Below are 13,861 nucleotides of genomic sequence, written 5' to 3'. Positions count from 1 at the left end.
TGGGTGATTAAATATGGAAGAACAAAATCAATCTTTAAAAGTATTTATAGTTCTGTCGAGGGCTTTTCGAGCTATCAGTGACTATACCAACAAATATATCCAAGCCTCAGGTGTAAATCCAACCGAATTTGCTGTCCTTGAGCTACTCTACCATAAAGGTGATCAACCATTGCAGCATATAGGGGATAAAATCCTGCTTGCCAGTGGAAGTATCACGTATGTAGTAGATAAGCTGGAAAAAAAGCAATTATTAAAAAGGATTGCATGTCCCAATGATCGAAGAGTAACATATGCGCAAATTACGGAAAAGGGAAAGAAGTTCCTGGAAGGGATATTCCCGGAGCATCAGGAACGAATTGAGCATTTAATGGATGGGTTAACAGTCGAAGAGAAGGAAACGGTGATTGAGCTTCTGAAAAGAATTGGTAAATCCGTACCGTTAACTAAATAATCCATTAATACCTATATATTAATGAATAAAATGAAATAGAAGAATAAGATGGACTGGCTGTCGTTAACCGGCAGTTATTTTTTTTGTCTAAAAGCTGAGGAGGAAATAAGATGTCACTCGTTCATTAATGAAACAAGGTGGTAAGAAGCAACCGGTATTCACCAGAATAATAATTTGTCATAAAGACAATCAGCCCGCATACAGTGAGTAGTAAGCGGGGAGGGACAAGGGTGAATCGTCAATATGTAAATATTTTTCAAGTTGCAGCTGTTTATGTTGGAACGGTTATTGGAGCGGGTTTTGCAACTGGAAAGGAAATATATGAATTTTTTACCCAATATGGACTTTATGGCCTATTAGGGATTCTTCTTTCGGGATTTATTTTTATTCGGATTGGCAGAAAAATAATGATTGTAGCATTACATAGAAATATTAAAAATTATATGGAATTTAATGATTGGTTATTTGGTAAACGTATATCCTTTTTTGTTAATATCATCTCTATGGGCATGTTGTTTGGGGTTACAGGTGTTATGATGTCAGGAGTTGGCGGTCTATTTGAAGAGCAATTGGGATTTTCTAAAATAGGGGGCATGCTTTTTACTACATTTCTATCAATTGTTGTCATGAGCTGGGGGACTAAAGGTTTATTATCTATTAACACCTTTGTGGTACCTGCAATGATTATGTTTAATTTAATCCTGATGTTTGCTTCATTATTCCATATGAATCCTGTTCAAAATCTGCTAACCATTCCTGATGAAGTAAGCTGGAAGATGGTCTTATCGCCCTTCTCCTATACGGCATTTAACCTTGCTTTGACACAGGCTGTTTTGGTTCCATTGGCTGCCGAAATAAAGGATGAAGATATTATTCGAAAAGGTGCAAATTTAGGAGGATTTATTTTATCCGTTGTTTTGGTAAGCTGCCATATTTCCTTATCCTCCATACCAGGAATTGAACAGATTAACATTCCTACTGCCTATGTAATGAAACAAATAGCACCTTTTTTATATGGGCTCTATTTATTCATTATTTTTGGAGAAATTTTTTCAACCTTAATTGGAAATGCCTTTGGACTCGAAAGGCAACTAAAAAAAGCAACGGAACTGCCTTCCTGGTCGCTATATGTTGGGATTTTTGCCATAAGTTTAATAATTGGCCAAATTGAATATGGTCCTTTGATTTCTATATTGTATCCGATTTTTGGATATATTAGTTTAATCTTTTTGCTGTTAATAACTGTCAAAAAGTAAGTGTCAGCTACGATTTATGCTGTTTCTAGAAAGATTTATAAAAATGACAAAAAGAAAGAGAAGGGATAGTCCCCTCTCTTTATAAGGTCAATGCCGTAGGCACATTATAATGTTAATATAATCGGCTCATTCTTTGTCACTATGATAGTATGTTCACATTGTGCAACCAAGCTTTTGTCACTCGTGATAAATGTCCATCCATCACCGGCTTCTGTAACCATGGTTGCTTTTGTAGAAATAAACGGTTCAACGGCCAATACTGTACCTTCATGAAGAAGCTCTGAATCCCATGGGTCAAAATAGTTTAAAATATGATCTGGTTTTTCATGCAGACTTCTACCTATTCCATGGCCGGTTAAATTTTTGATGACAGTGAATCCATTTTGTTTTGCTGTATTGAAGACAGCTTTACCAATTTGGTTTTTCTTGGAGCCTGCTTTAGCTTTGCTGATTCCCTGATAAAAAGCATCAACTGCGCATTGGCATAATTTTTCTTTTTCACTAGTTGTAGTGCCAACCGGGAACGAAATTCCTGTATCCCCATAATATCCATTTAATACTGCAGAGACGTCGATATTTACCATATCGCCTTCGTTAATTATACGTTTTCCTGGTATTCCATGAGCAACTTCTTCGTTTACACTGATACATGTAAACCCGGGAAAATCATACTCATTTTTAGGTGCAGAAACAGCTCCGGTTTCCTCAAATATTTTCTTTGCGATTAAATCAAGCTCCAGTGTTGTAATACCGGGAACGGTAGCTAATTTCATTGCTTCCCTGACACGTGAAACAACTGCACCTACTGCTTTTAATCCTTCTAAATCTTTTTCGTTTTTTACAATCATGATACTAAACCTGCTTTCTGTAATGCTCTTCATTAGTATAAAAAGTTTAGTGGAAAGGTTCCAGATGGAATCGATTCTCACTATTATATCTAAGTTTTTTACAAATTTAAAGTAAGGGAAATTAATGGGACAAGAAGAGAACGAGGCAAGTAGCCCCGTTCTCGAATTATTCATATATGATTTTATAATTTTTATGGTTAACGACTGTCTTTTCTTCTAATTCAAGATCATGAAAGTTCTCCATTAAAGTTAAATCAACAATCACTGAGTTTTCATTTACTTTTTCTACAATCCCACGCAATCCATCGCGGAATTCAATTATATTGCCTACATCAGCCTTTTTCATCATGTTCACACCTTTTCAGTTTATTAAAGTTATCAACAGATCTTGATTAGTAAACTAATATCCTTGCAATTTCGGGATTCGTAAGTCCGCTTATAAAGAAATTATCCCTACTATTTAGCTTATGCAGAATAATATTGTAATTATAGTATAAATTGTGATTAATTGGAATGTTAAAAGAATAAATAGTCTTTATATTTTCGCTCCTATGGAATACTTGTTTAATGTAGGGGTTTGAGAGTATCATGTTTTGTATATATAGGAGGTTTTACGAATGAATAAAGAAGAGATCCAATCCATATTTGATCAATTAAAAAATGGAGAAATAGATAAACTTGAAGTTGCAAAGCAGGATTTCATGGCGTTTCGATCTGTGCTTGTAGAAAGGGAAGATTTTAAACATTTTCGGGGAACTGCTCATATAGGCGGGGGTGTGACCTATCATTATTTAGAGGAGCCTAGAAGCTGAATAGAAATCAACAAACCCAATTATAAAGTAATTGGGTTTGTTAACATTTTAATCAGTATTGTCCTTATTTGATAAACACATCTGGATGTATTTCAAGGTAATGCTTTAGTTTTTTTAGCGCCATCCGTTTCCAAGATTTCACCGTTGCATACGTTGTATGGTATTCGTATGCGATATCTGTGATGGTTTTACCAAATTGAATGTATTCAGCCAACCAAATATATTGGTTGTTTGTTAAGGAAGTTAGAAAAGGTTTAGGGAAGTACCATTCAAGGAAGGAAACATCTTCTTCAACCTTTAATAAATCCCAATACTCAGGTGATTTTTTTAATTCTCTCCCATTTATTTTAGTGGACTTGCAAAGCTGTATAAGCATTTTACCTTGTATGGACTTATAGGCATAGGAAAGGAACTGTCCTTTTTCAGGGTTGAAATTTTGGCTGGCCTCCCAAAGTGCAATTAATCCTATTTGGTAAAATTCATCCTTTTCACAAATAATATTAAGCTTTCTCATAATATGATGTATTAATGGATTATATTGGTTAACTAATGATTCGAAGTCTTCCATACTCGTAATCCTGCCCTATGAGGAGCGACCTCTATATTCCCGGGTACCTTTAAAGTACGCTTAAAGATTCTTTCTGTAAAAAAAGCAAATTTGAAAATTTGTTGAGTTTTTAGCGAAAAATGAGGATAAATTCTATTAAAATAATCATTATTTTAAAAAATATGGATTCCTATAACAAAATCTAACCATTTAATTTAAAAGAGAGGATTGGATACAATGAATTTTCAGGATCAAGTTGTGTTAGTAACAGGTGCTGCAAATGGGATTGGTAAAGAAATCGCAATACAATATGCAAATAAAGGCGCGAAAGTTGTTTTAACCGATATAGATGTGGAAGCTGGAAAGAAAATTGAAGCTGAACTATTGGCAATGGGAAAAGTTGCTTTATTTGCTGAGGCCGATCTCAGCAAAGAGGATGATTGCCTTCATATAATGGAAATAATTAGAGGTGAATGGGGTAGGTTAAATATTATAGTAAATAATGCAGGCATAAGTGAATTTACTCCATTATTTGAAATGACAACAGAGAATTGGAATCGCATTATCAATACCAATTTACGAAGTGTATTTATTTTGGCAAGAGAAGGAGCTAAGCTGATGACTGGAACGGGTGGTTCTATCATTAATATAGCATCAACCCGAGCCATACAATCTGAACCGAATTCTGAAGCTTATGCTGCATCCAAAGGTGGAATCCTAGCTCTAACGCACGCTCTTGGCGCATCATTAGCCAAAAAAGGTATTCGAGTTAACAGTATTAGCCCTGGCTGGATTCAAACGACTGATTACACTGGTTTACGTGAGATAGATCACGCCCAGCATTTTTCGGGTAGGGTAGGTAAGCCAATAGATATAGCAAAAGCATGTTTATTCCTAAGTGATCCAGAGAACGATTTTATTAATGGAGAGAATCTGGTTATTGATGGTGGAATGACAAGGAAAATGATTTATGAAGATTGAAAATATGAATAAAAAACAGAATAGAAAGGTTCTTCAAATTTGTCATTAGAAATACCTTTGTTGTAAAATCGATAGGAAATACAATATATAGATATTTCTCCAAGCTATGTGAAATTTAGTTGTAGAATTGCTTATCTGTGTGCAAACACTTTACTGAATAAATTCATTGTATATAGGATTCTGGTATATATTAGAAATGAATCTTATATTTATTGAAAGACTATGTTTCAATCAATCTTACAGGTGAGATATATTTATGGTTCTTAATTTATAAAAGCAGTTGAACAATTTTAATTTTTCAGGTACATTTCTCTTATAGGGTTTTACTCTATATTGTGAGAAAAGCTACATAATTTCGACTGTTCATCCTTTTATACATAGGACCGGTTGAAACTGGGTAAAATCATAAGATGTAAGCAGCTAGAATTCGTATAGCTAAAACAAAATAATTATTAATAAAGGAGCTCGATTACTTATGGTACAAAAAACTTTTCATGTAACTGCAGAAACAGGAATTCATGCTCGTCCAGCAACATTGCTTGTACAAGCAGCAGGTAAATTCAACTCTGATATCAACCTCGAATATAAAGAAAAGAAAGTTAATCTTAAATCAATTATGGGCGTTATGTCTTTAGGAATCGGCAGTGGTTCAGATATTACAATTATCGCTGAAGGAAATGACGAACAAGATGCATTAAATGCCATTGAGGAAACATTAACAAAAGAAGGATTGGCTAAGTAATGACAACGATGTTAAACGGGATAGCGGCATCTAATGGAATTGTCATAGCAAAAGCTTATCGTTTAATGGAGCCTGACTTAACTGTAACAAAAAGCACGATTAATGAAGTGGATACCGAATTAACTCGTCTTCAAGAGGCGGTTAATAAGGCTCAGACCGAATTGGAAACAATTCGTGAAAAAGTCAAAACAGAACAAGGTGAAGATAAAGCAGCCATTTTTGATGCTCACATACTTGTTTTGAATGACCCTGAATTGCTTGGTGCTGTACAGGAGAAAGTTAAGTCTGAAAAAATCAACTCTGAATTTGCTATGCGCGAAATTGCTGATATGTTCATCACTATGTTTGAACAAATGGATAATGAATATATGAAAGAAAGAGCAGCTGATATTCGTGATGTAACAAAACGGGTTATCAGTCATCTTCTTGGGGTACAAATACCAAATCCAAGTATGATTGCTGAAGAAGTGATTGTTGTGTCCGAGGATTTAACTCCTTCAGATACAGCTCAATTAAACAGAGAATTTGTTAAAGGCTTTACAACTGATATTGGAGGGCGTACTTCTCACTCCGCAATTATGGCACGCTCGCTTGAAATTCCAGCAGTTGTTGGGACTAAACAGGCAACTGAAACTATTCAAAACGGCGATATGATTATACTTGATGGGCTTAAAGGTGAAGTACATATTAATCCGACACCTGAATTGATTGAAGAATACAAAAAAGCTGCTGATGCTTATGCACAGCAGAAACTTGAATGGGCTAAGCTTGTTAACGAAAAAACGGTAACAGCAGATGGCCATCACATAGAATTAGCAGCGAACATCGGCACTCCTAAAGATCTTGAAGGTGTTAAAGCAAATGGTGCTGAGGCTGTAGGCTTATATAGAACAGAGTTCTTGTATATGGGAAGAGATAATCTTCCTGGAGAAGAAGAACAGTTTGAATCCTATAAAGCTGTACTTGAAGGTATGGAAGGTAAGCCGGTTGTGGTACGCACATTGGATATTGGTGGAGATAAGGAGCTTCCATATCTAGATCTACCGAAAGAAATGAATCCATTCCTTGGATTCCGTGCTATTCGATTATGCCTTGAGGAACTACCGATTTTCAGAACGCAGCTTAGAGCACTTTTACGGGCAAGTGTGTATGGGAATTTAAGAATTATGTTCCCGATGATTGCCACTTTAGATGAATTCAGATCCGCCAAAAAGGTTCTTGAAGAAGAAAAGGCGAAATTAATTGAAGAAGGTATTGAAGTATCAGATTCTATTCAATTGGGAATCATGGTGGAAATCCCTTCAACTGCGGTAATCGCAGATCAATTTGCTAAGGAAGTAGATTTCTTCAGCATTGGTACGAATGACTTGATTCAATATACAATGGCTGCAGATAGAATGAACGAACGTGTATCTTACTTGTACCAACCATATAATCCAGCTATTTTACGTTTAGTAAAAATGGTGATTGAAGCTGCACATAAAGAAGGCAAATGGGCTGGAATGTGTGGAGAAATGGCTGGGGATGAACTGGCGATTCCGTTGCTTGTTGGATTAGGGTTGGATGAGTTTTCAATGAGCGCAACATCTGTTCTGCGTGCACGTTCCCAAATTAAAACACTTACTAGAACCGAAATGCAAGACTTGGCTGAAAAAGCTATACAAATGCAAACATCAGCAGAGATTGTTGAAATGGTTAAAAAAGCTACAGCTCAAAAATAGTTTCAATAAAAATAGATATACAGGTTTATTTATTTGAACGGAGGGGTACATTAAAGGTGGACACAAAACAGCAACATGCTTTTAGTGACCCCCCTTTCTTAATCAACTGGTTTTCCAGTTGATTTTTTTTGCTATTATAGAGGTATAGGAGGGAGCGTTATGATGAATTTACATATTGGTTTTATCGGTATTGGTGTAATGGGTAAAAGTATGGCATTGAATATAATGAAGGCGGGATACCCTGTCAGTGTTTATTCCAGAACAAAGTCCAAATGTGAGCCTTTGCTTTCGGAAGGTGCAGATTGGAAGGAGTCCCCTCGTGCAATCGCTGAGGAAGCCGATGTTATTATTACGATGGTTGGCTATCCTTCTGACGTTGAAGAGATATATCTAGGGGCGGAAGGCTTATTAAAATATGCCAAGCCGGGTACTTATTTAATTGATATGACCACTTCAGCTCCGTCTTTAGCACAAAAGTTATATGCTGCTGGTAAGGAATTAGGATTGCATGTCCTTGATGCACCTGTCTCCGGAGGAGATATTGGTGCACAAAATGCTAATCTTGCCATTATGGTTGGCGGTGATCAATCTGATTTTGAGAGCATGATGCCTGTATTTAAAGCAATGGGGACAAATATTATCCATCAGGGCGATGCTGGCTCGGGCCAACATACTAAACTATGCAATCAGATAGCCATTGCTACGAATATGATTGGTGTATGTGAAGCGATTGTTTATGCCGAAAAATCTGGCCTGGATCCTGAAACAGTTTTGAAAAGCATTTCAACTGGTGCTGCTGGAAGTTTTTCCTTAACCAATTTAGCGCCTAGGATATTAAAAGGTGATTTTGAACCGGGATTTTATATCAAACATTTCTTAAAAGACCTAAAAATTGCATTAGAAGAATCCGAACGGTTAGGTCTTGACTTTCCAGGGCTAACTTTAGCCAAAGCTATGTATGAAAAATTGGCGGATATGGGAGAAGAGAACCGTGGAACACAAGCCTTGTATAAATATTATACTGAGGCATCCAATCAGTAACTTAGTCTCATTAAAAAAAGAAGCATTTCGAAAAGGTATCATGCCTTTAACGAAATGCCTCTTGTTATTTTATCTGCTGAATTAGGAAATGTTCAAGTCTGTTTAATCCTTCTTTAAGCTGCTCCATGGAAACAGCATATGATAATCGGAAATATCCTTCTCCATATTTTGAAAAAGCAGATCCAGGTATAACAGCTACTTTTTCAAATTGAACCAGCTTGAGGGCAAAATCGAGTGAATTTTTAAAGGCATCTGGTATTTTAATGAAAAAGTAAAATGCGCCATCCGGTAATACAGTCTGGAGATTCATCGCCGCAAGTCTATTAAAAACATAATCACGACGGTTTTTATATTCCTCTCTCATAGCAGCTGGATCATGTTCACCGTTCCTCATAGCCTCGAGTGCAGCCATCTGTGAGACAGAGGAGGCACAGGATACGTTATATTGATGAACCTTTATCATATGTTTAATGATTGCTTTTGGTGCCATCAGAAAGCCGATTCTCCAACCGGTCATGGAATGTGACTTTGATAGACCATTTATAGTAATGGTTTGCTCTCTTATAATGGAACCAATCGATGTATGAGTTATGTCCAAAGTTAATTCACTATAGATTTCATCAGCCAGGATAAAAATATTTTTTCCTCTAACAAGGTCAGCAATTTCCTCCAGTTCCTCTCTCGTTAATGATACCCCTGTTGGGTTGGACGGATAGGGAAGAACAATACATTTTGTTTTTTCGGTTAGACTTTCTGTGATTAATTGTGGAGTCAATTTAAAGGAGGTGCTTCTTGTATCAACATGGACTGCTTTTCCCCCTGCTAAGTGAATTAATGGTTCATAACCGGGATAAACAGGGCCAGGCAGAATGACTTCATCTCCAGGTGTTAAAATAGTCCTGAAGGCAATATCAATCGCCTGACTTGCTCCTACAGTAATCAAAATTTCATCATCCGGATTATATTTAAGTGAATAATGGCTATACATAAATTTTGATACTTCTTGCCGGAGATCGAGTAAACCGGCATTGTGGGTGTAGGTGGTACAATCTTTTTGAATGGCGTTTATTGCTTTATCTTTTATATGTAAGGGTGTTGGGAAGTCAGGTAATCCTATTGTAAAGGACAGGACATCATCAATATCAGATACCATATTATAAAACTGCCGAATACCGGATATTTCTATCTCTTTTACATGAGGATTAATTAAGTGTTCCATTCCAGGTCATACCTCCTAATTACAGTTCTTATCTTTATTATTATAAGGTTGCTTTAGGAAAGTGTACACTATCCTACTCTAAATGGTTGTATGCAAGATTGGGTGAATGATGCATACTTGGTTTGGAATACTATGGGTAATTCGTTTTGCTTAGGTGGGGGAAGATAGTGTACCGAATACTTGTTAAGGATCAAACTGATGGTATAAAGGAAATGACTTTGGAGGACTTACAGAAGCGTGATTATAGCCTGGTATGGGTTGATATCCTCGCACCGCAAGAATATGAGGCTAATATACTCCGTACGTATTTTAATTTTCACCCTCTCACTATAGAGGACTGTCTTGATCGAATCAACCAGAGACCTAAAGTGGATTTTTATCAATCCTATATGTTTTTTATCATTCATTCCTTAAATGAAAACTTCGAAAGAAATGAGATTGATATTTACGTAAATGAAAAAGCAATCGTAACCGTTCATGAAGATCATATAGAGGAAATAGATAAAGTATGGGGAGTAACAGATCAATTGGATACTTCTATCCATGTCCTGCATAAAATTATTGATGCAGTAGTAGATGCTTATCTTCCAAAGGCCTATCAAATAGAGGAGCAATTAAATGTCTTGGAAGATCACCTGCAGCATTCTCTTAATAATGATCCAATGAGTCAGTTATACGAAATTCGAACGATGATTTCGCGACTAAGAAGAATTATCTTGCCCATGAATGATTTGATGTACAGGATTATTCATTCTGAGAGAATCAGTGCTCTTTCTGAACATCATCATTACCTTAATGATGTGTATGATCATTTATTGAAATTAAAAGAATTGGTTGATGGCTACAAAGAGTTCTCAACAGATCTGAGAGATAGTTATATGGCGGTCAGTTCAAATAAAATGAATGAAACAATGATGACCTTGACGATTATTACGACTATTTTCATGCCATTAACATTTATTGCAGGTTTATATGGTATGAATTTTTCTGAAATGCCTGGTTTAAGTTTTCGCAATGGTTTTTGGTATGTTCTTCTTTTTATGATCATCATCACAGTTATAATGATGATTCTCTTTATGCTGAAAGGTTGGTTATTCCGAAGGCTGTACAGAAATGAAAAATAAATAGCGGCTTAGCTCTATTGTATTTAGAACTAAAGCCGCTTAGGTCATGTTTACAGGACTGGGTCCTTTATTTATATTAATATCCGTAATCCCAATCGATTTCTTCTGGATGCCACATAGTAAGCTGAGGAGTTGCGTAAGATTCATCAGTTTGGTTATGTGTGTATTTTTCAACTTCGCTAAATTGAATATTCTCTAAACAAGTAATAACATGGTTATCTTCATATAAAATGGCAGTACCTTTCATAAGTCGGACCCCTTCTTTCCAGCATATTGATTTAAGTTATGCTTTTATCTGTATAATAGTCCTCATTTGTTAAAGCGTCTATATCATTGAGCAAAGTTTCACAAAATAAACACGATTATCGATTTAAATTTAAATATTTATAAAAAAACATTAATTTAAGCCGATACTAGAAAGAAGGCTTTATCTTACTGCAATTAATCGTAAGAGATATGGAAAGGCGCTGTTAAAAATGAATGAACAAAAAGGAATCCTGCTAGAGAGCGGAACAAATGAGTTGGAAATCGTGGAATTTGGTATTGGCGAGCATAAATTTGGAATTAATGTTATCAAAGTTAAAGAAATTATTAACCCAGTACGGATTACCGGTGTTCCACAAACACATCATCATGTTGAAGGAATCATTGAACTTCGTGGAGAGATACTCCCTGTAGTAGATATTGCCAGTGCACTGAATCTCCCAGCATCCCAAGCTCCTGAAAAAGATAAATTTATAGTGACTGAGTTTAATAAAATGAAGGTCATTTTTCATGTACATACCGTTACCCAAATCCATAGGATTTCATGGAACCAAATAGAAAAACCATCTGATATGTACCAGGGATTGGATAGTCAGATTACTGGTGTCATTAAAATGAATAATGAAATGCTTTTACTGCTTGATTATGAAAAAATTATTTTGGAAATCAATCCGGAATCAGGAATAACCATTAATCAGATTCAAAAATTAGGAGTTAGAGAACGATCTAATAAGCATTTATTAATTGCTGAGGATTCACCGCTGTTGCGGAAGCTGTTGATGCAGACATTAAAAGAAGCCGGTTATGAACAACTCGATTTCTTTGAAAATGGCAAGGAAGCGCTAACCTTTATAGAGGGAAAGGCACTAGCAGGAACCTTACTGAATGATGTACATTTGGTAATTACAGATATAGAAATGCCACAAATGGATGGTCACCATCTAACCAAACGAATTAAAGAAAATCCTACCTTGTCGGATTTGCCTGTTATCATTTTTTCATCATTAATTACGGACGATTTAAGGCATAAGGGAGAGTTGGTAGGAGCAGATGCACAAATTAGTAAACCTGAAATAGTTGAACTGGTCAAACAGTTAGACAAACTTTTACAAAAGTAAAGCTGCTGAACCCTTTGTTCAGCAGCTTTACTTTTTCCAATTTTGATATGGATAGGATTCACCAAGACGCGTAAAAGTCGGTTTTTGGTATTTCTTTTTATAGTCTTTAGCGCGATCATTATCTGAATTTTCCTTGCATCCTGTATAAGACATCAATAGTTTTTTTGCTTTAGATAAAGAAAGACGTGAAGAGGGGTTTCTTACCTCTTTTGATAAATGACCAAGATGTGTTAATGTTTGAAAGTCGTCCTTTGAGGGCGGAATATGGAATGTATACTTTCCGCATTGTATCAGTACATCTGATTGTTGGAAGCTTAAATGAGGATGGTCTGAATATTGAAGGCCTATTTTCTTTGCCTTTCCTTCTTCAAGCATTTTAATAATCGTTTTTTTCTTTAGATTGTATAGAAATTTAGGGTCTGATGCAGTTTTTGCATGTCTATTCACAGAATAAATCGCTTCTCCCAGGTCATCGGCAGTAAAACAGGCGGGATTAGGAAGATTCCCATTATTTTGATTCATAAATGTTCCTTTCTTCTAAGAATATTTCATGATAATAAGTAAAAGCATATAACTGATTATAACGTGTTCTGCTATGGGATAAAAGGAAAAACGTTTCATATCTTATTTGAACGAATTAATTTTCAAAACAGACTATTGAGAAATTGAAGGTAAAAGAATTATGAAAGTGAGTGTGATACCTTGCAAAAGCTGCTACTTACTGGTTGCGGAGGGGCAATGGGTGCGTTAGCTCGATACGGGATAAGTTTATTGATCCCGTCATCTGGCAGTCCTATTCCGTTTAACACCTTATTCATAAATGGTTTTGGAAGCTTTGTTTTAGCCTATCTCACCTATTCGCTATTTAAAAATGAGGGAAATGAAAGATTAAAATTATTTTTTGGAACTGGTTTATGTGGAGGATTTACAACGATGAGTAGCTTTTCATTGGAAATAACCAATCTCGCAGCAACTTATCCCCTATATAGTCTTATTTATTTTTTTCTGAGTATGATTGCAGGTCTCTTAATGGCATGGTTAGGGTTTATTATGTCTAGTTGGATAAAGAGGGAAGCGCGTTGATTATATTAATTGTATTAGGTGGTTTTCTCGGAGCATGTTTAAGATATGTAATGACTGGCTGGTTAAAAAAATATAATCATTCATTTCCTCTAGCTACTCTTGTTATTAATTTAATTGGTTCGTGTTTAATTGGTATATCGGCCGGGATAGGAATAGAGCGGGGAAGCGGTATGCATATGTTTACTGTGATAGGAAGCTTGGGGGCTTTTACTACATTCTCAACTTTTGCAATTGAAGCCTTGGATTTAATGCTGAGCCGGGAACACCGCAAGTTATTGCTTTATGTAAGTTTTTCTTTGGCAGGAACGTCAGTTTGTTGTATGTTGTGCTATCATCTTATGAAAAATATAGGACATTAACCGCTCGTCTCTATGAAAATTCGACAATGTATTATAAAATAATCGAAAGAAATGTAATTTATTTCAAAAAATGAACTATTAGGTGCACTGACTATGACAACTTTAAAGAGTAACATTAAAAGCTATACAGGTAATAAACAGGTAGATTTTCTGTTAGATATACAATGTGAAAAAGCACAGGGTTTTTATTTTTCAAGACCAATTCCTGCTATTGAAGCTGAAGAGAAGTATCTGAAAAAGAAGAAATAACACATGGCATAAAACAGCCAGAAAATAGGCAAACGGGCAGAATGTA

18 protein-coding genes are annotated in these 13,861 nt (G+C 35.8%); 12 read left to right on the top strand and 6 right to left on the bottom strand.

The genetic code is table 11. The annotated features are described in order from the left end of the window. Positions 1-13: 13 nt before the first annotated feature. Together FHY45_RS07885 and FHY45_RS07880 are read left to right on the top strand one after the other, a co-directional pair. Positions 14-451 carry a MarR family winged helix-turn-helix transcriptional regulator gene (locus FHY45_RS07885; protein WP_066100952.1) on the top strand — a complete coding sequence of 146 codons (438 nt, stop codon included), beginning with the start codon at positions 14-16 and terminating at the stop codon, positions 449-451. Between the two features lie 230 nt (positions 452-681). Beyond that, positions 682-1,707, top strand: a complete 1,026-nt coding sequence (locus tag FHY45_RS07880) for a YkvI family membrane protein (RefSeq protein WP_066100949.1) — start codon at positions 682-684, stop codon at positions 1,705-1,707. A 104-nt stretch (positions 1,708-1,811) separates the two neighbouring features. Here FHY45_RS07880 and map read toward each other — a convergent pair whose 3' ends face one another. Together map and FHY45_RS07870 are read right to left on the bottom strand one after the other, a co-directional pair. Beyond that, positions 1,812-2,555, bottom strand: coding sequence for a type I methionyl aminopeptidase (gene map, locus FHY45_RS07875; protein ID WP_066100948.1), 744 nt, complete (start codon positions 2,553-2,555; stop codon positions 1,812-1,814). 166 nt (positions 2,556-2,721) lie between these two features. Further along, complete coding sequence (locus FHY45_RS07870; RefSeq protein ID WP_066100944.1) at positions 2,722-2,901, bottom strand: YkvS family protein; 180 nt, start codon at positions 2,899-2,901, stop codon at positions 2,722-2,724. Positions 2,902-3,172: 271 nt separating this feature from the next. Between FHY45_RS07870 and FHY45_RS07865 the strand changes: the two genes are divergently transcribed. Beyond that, positions 3,173-3,367 carry a hypothetical protein gene (locus FHY45_RS07865; RefSeq protein ID WP_066100941.1) on the top strand — a complete coding sequence of 65 codons (195 nt, stop codon included), beginning with the start codon at positions 3,173-3,175 and terminating at the stop codon, positions 3,365-3,367. Between the two features lie 64 nt (positions 3,368-3,431). Here FHY45_RS07865 and FHY45_RS07860 read toward each other — a convergent pair whose 3' ends face one another. Continuing rightward, positions 3,432-3,935, bottom strand: coding sequence for a sigma-70 family RNA polymerase sigma factor (locus FHY45_RS07860; protein ID WP_066100938.1), 504 nt, complete (start codon positions 3,933-3,935; stop codon positions 3,432-3,434). A 216-nt stretch (positions 3,936-4,151) separates the two neighbouring features. On the opposite strand from FHY45_RS07860, the gene FHY45_RS07855 reads away from it, so the two are divergent. From FHY45_RS07855 to FHY45_RS07840, 4 genes are all read left to right on the top strand, one after another. Continuing rightward, positions 4,152-4,895, top strand: coding sequence for an SDR family oxidoreductase (locus tag FHY45_RS07855; protein WP_066100935.1), 744 nt, complete (start codon positions 4,152-4,154; stop codon positions 4,893-4,895). Positions 4,896-5,370: 475 nt separating this feature from the next. After that, positions 5,371-5,637, top strand: a complete 267-nt coding sequence (locus FHY45_RS07850; RefSeq protein WP_066100932.1) for a phosphocarrier protein HPr — start codon at positions 5,371-5,373, stop codon at positions 5,635-5,637. Further along, positions 5,637-7,358: a phosphoenolpyruvate--protein phosphotransferase gene (gene ptsP, locus FHY45_RS07845; RefSeq protein WP_066100929.1), complete on the top strand. Its 1,722-nt coding sequence runs from the start codon at positions 5,637-5,639 to the stop codon at positions 7,356-7,358. Before FHY45_RS07850 ends, ptsP begins: the two co-directional genes overlap by 1 nt. 162 nt (positions 7,359-7,520) lie before the next feature. Further along, entirely contained in the window at positions 7,521-8,399 is an 879-nt protein-coding gene (locus FHY45_RS07840) for an NAD(P)-dependent oxidoreductase (RefSeq protein WP_373925465.1), read from the top strand. Positions 8,400-8,463: 64 nt separating this feature from the next. Here the strand turns inward: FHY45_RS07840 and FHY45_RS07835 are convergent, their stop codons facing one another. Next, positions 8,464-9,618, bottom strand: a complete 1,155-nt coding sequence (locus tag FHY45_RS07835) for an aminotransferase A (protein WP_139891321.1) — start codon at positions 9,616-9,618, stop codon at positions 8,464-8,466. Positions 9,619-9,785: 167 nt separating this feature from the next. Here FHY45_RS07835 and corA point away from each other — a divergent pair, with 167 nt between their 5' ends. Beyond that, the gene (gene corA / locus FHY45_RS07830) at positions 9,786-10,742 is read left to right on the top strand and encodes a magnesium/cobalt transporter CorA (protein ID WP_077247945.1); all 957 of its coding nucleotides are present in this window, start codon (positions 9,786-9,788) and stop codon (positions 10,740-10,742) included. Positions 10,743-10,818: 76 nt separating this feature from the next. Here the strand turns inward: corA and FHY45_RS20490 are convergent, their stop codons facing one another. Further along, positions 10,819-10,989, bottom strand: coding sequence for a hypothetical protein (locus FHY45_RS20490; RefSeq protein WP_175354218.1), 171 nt, complete (start codon positions 10,987-10,989; stop codon positions 10,819-10,821). 229 nt (positions 10,990-11,218) lie between these two features. Here FHY45_RS20490 and FHY45_RS07825 point away from each other — a divergent pair, with 229 nt between their 5' ends. Further along, positions 11,219-12,124, top strand: coding sequence for a chemotaxis protein (locus FHY45_RS07825; RefSeq protein WP_066100918.1), 906 nt, complete (start codon positions 11,219-11,221; stop codon positions 12,122-12,124). Between the two features lie 27 nt (positions 12,125-12,151). On the opposite strand, the gene FHY45_RS07820 is transcribed toward FHY45_RS07825, so the two are convergent. After that, the gene (locus FHY45_RS07820) at positions 12,152-12,646 is read right to left on the bottom strand and encodes a YkyB family protein (RefSeq protein WP_066100915.1); all 495 of its coding nucleotides are present in this window, start codon (positions 12,644-12,646) and stop codon (positions 12,152-12,154) included. A gap of 180 nt (positions 12,647-12,826) precedes the next feature. Between FHY45_RS07820 and FHY45_RS07815 the strand changes: the two genes are divergently transcribed. The 3 genes from FHY45_RS07815 to FHY45_RS20485 all read left to right on the top strand — a co-directional run bounded on the left by FHY45_RS07815 (position 12,827) and on the right by FHY45_RS20485 (position 13,815). Next, positions 12,827-13,207 (top strand): fluoride efflux transporter FluC, encoded by a 381-nt coding sequence (locus FHY45_RS07815; protein WP_139891320.1) that lies wholly within the window; start codon positions 12,827-12,829, stop codon positions 13,205-13,207. Continuing rightward, the gene (locus FHY45_RS07810; RefSeq protein ID WP_077247944.1) at positions 13,204-13,566 is read left to right on the top strand and encodes a fluoride efflux transporter FluC; all 363 of its coding nucleotides are present in this window, start codon (positions 13,204-13,206) and stop codon (positions 13,564-13,566) included. Before FHY45_RS07815 ends, FHY45_RS07810 begins: the two co-directional genes overlap by 4 nt. Before the next feature lie 93 nt (positions 13,567-13,659). After that, positions 13,660-13,815, top strand: coding sequence for a hypothetical protein (locus FHY45_RS20485; protein ID WP_175354217.1), 156 nt, complete (start codon positions 13,660-13,662; stop codon positions 13,813-13,815). The last annotated feature ends 46 nt before the right edge of the window (positions 13,816-13,861 follow it).

It is taken from the genome of Bacillus sp. D386 (assembly GCF_006346415.1).
This window is presented reverse-complemented; position numbering and strand designations above follow the sequence as displayed.

Excerpts from the sequence above, each read along its gene's own strand:
- FHY45_RS07885 (WP_066100952.1), top strand. The coding sequence starts at position 14 with ATGGAAGAACAAAATCAATCTTTAAAAGTATTTATAGTTCTGTCGAGG.
- map (WP_066100948.1), bottom strand. The coding sequence starts at position 2,555 with ATGATTGTAAAAAACGAAAAAGATTTAGAAGGATTAAAAGCAGTAGGT.
- FHY45_RS07870 (WP_066100944.1), bottom strand. The coding sequence starts at position 2,901 with ATGAAAAAGGCTGATGTAGGCAATATAATTGAATTCCGCGATGGATTG.
- FHY45_RS07865 (WP_066100941.1), top strand. The coding sequence starts at position 3,173 with ATGAATAAAGAAGAGATCCAATCCATATTTGATCAATTAAAAAATGGA.
- FHY45_RS07860 (WP_066100938.1), bottom strand. The coding sequence starts at position 3,935 with ATGGAAGACTTCGAATCATTAGTTAACCAATATAATCCATTAATACAT.
- FHY45_RS07855 (WP_066100935.1), top strand. The coding sequence starts at position 4,152 with ATGAATTTTCAGGATCAAGTTGTGTTAGTAACAGGTGCTGCAAATGGG.
- FHY45_RS07850 (WP_066100932.1), top strand. The coding sequence starts at position 5,371 with ATGGTACAAAAAACTTTTCATGTAACTGCAGAAACAGGAATTCATGCT.
- ptsP (WP_066100929.1), top strand. The coding sequence starts at position 5,637 with ATGACAACGATGTTAAACGGGATAGCGGCATCTAATGGAATTGTCATA.
- FHY45_RS07840 (WP_373925465.1), top strand. The coding sequence starts at position 7,521 with ATGAATTTACATATTGGTTTTATCGGTATTGGTGTAATGGGTAAAAGT.
- FHY45_RS07835 (WP_139891321.1), bottom strand. The coding sequence starts at position 9,618 with ATGGAACACTTAATTAATCCTCATGTAAAAGAGATAGAAATATCCGGT.
- FHY45_RS20490 (WP_175354218.1), bottom strand. The coding sequence starts at position 10,989 with ATGAAAGGTACTGCCATTTTATATGAAGATAACCATGTTATTACTTGT.
- FHY45_RS07825 (WP_066100918.1), top strand. The coding sequence starts at position 11,219 with ATGAATGAACAAAAAGGAATCCTGCTAGAGAGCGGAACAAATGAGTTG.
- FHY45_RS07820 (WP_066100915.1), bottom strand. The coding sequence starts at position 12,646 with ATGAATCAAAATAATGGGAATCTTCCTAATCCCGCCTGTTTTACTGCC.
- FHY45_RS20485 (WP_175354217.1), top strand. The coding sequence starts at position 13,660 with ATGACAACTTTAAAGAGTAACATTAAAAGCTATACAGGTAATAAACAG.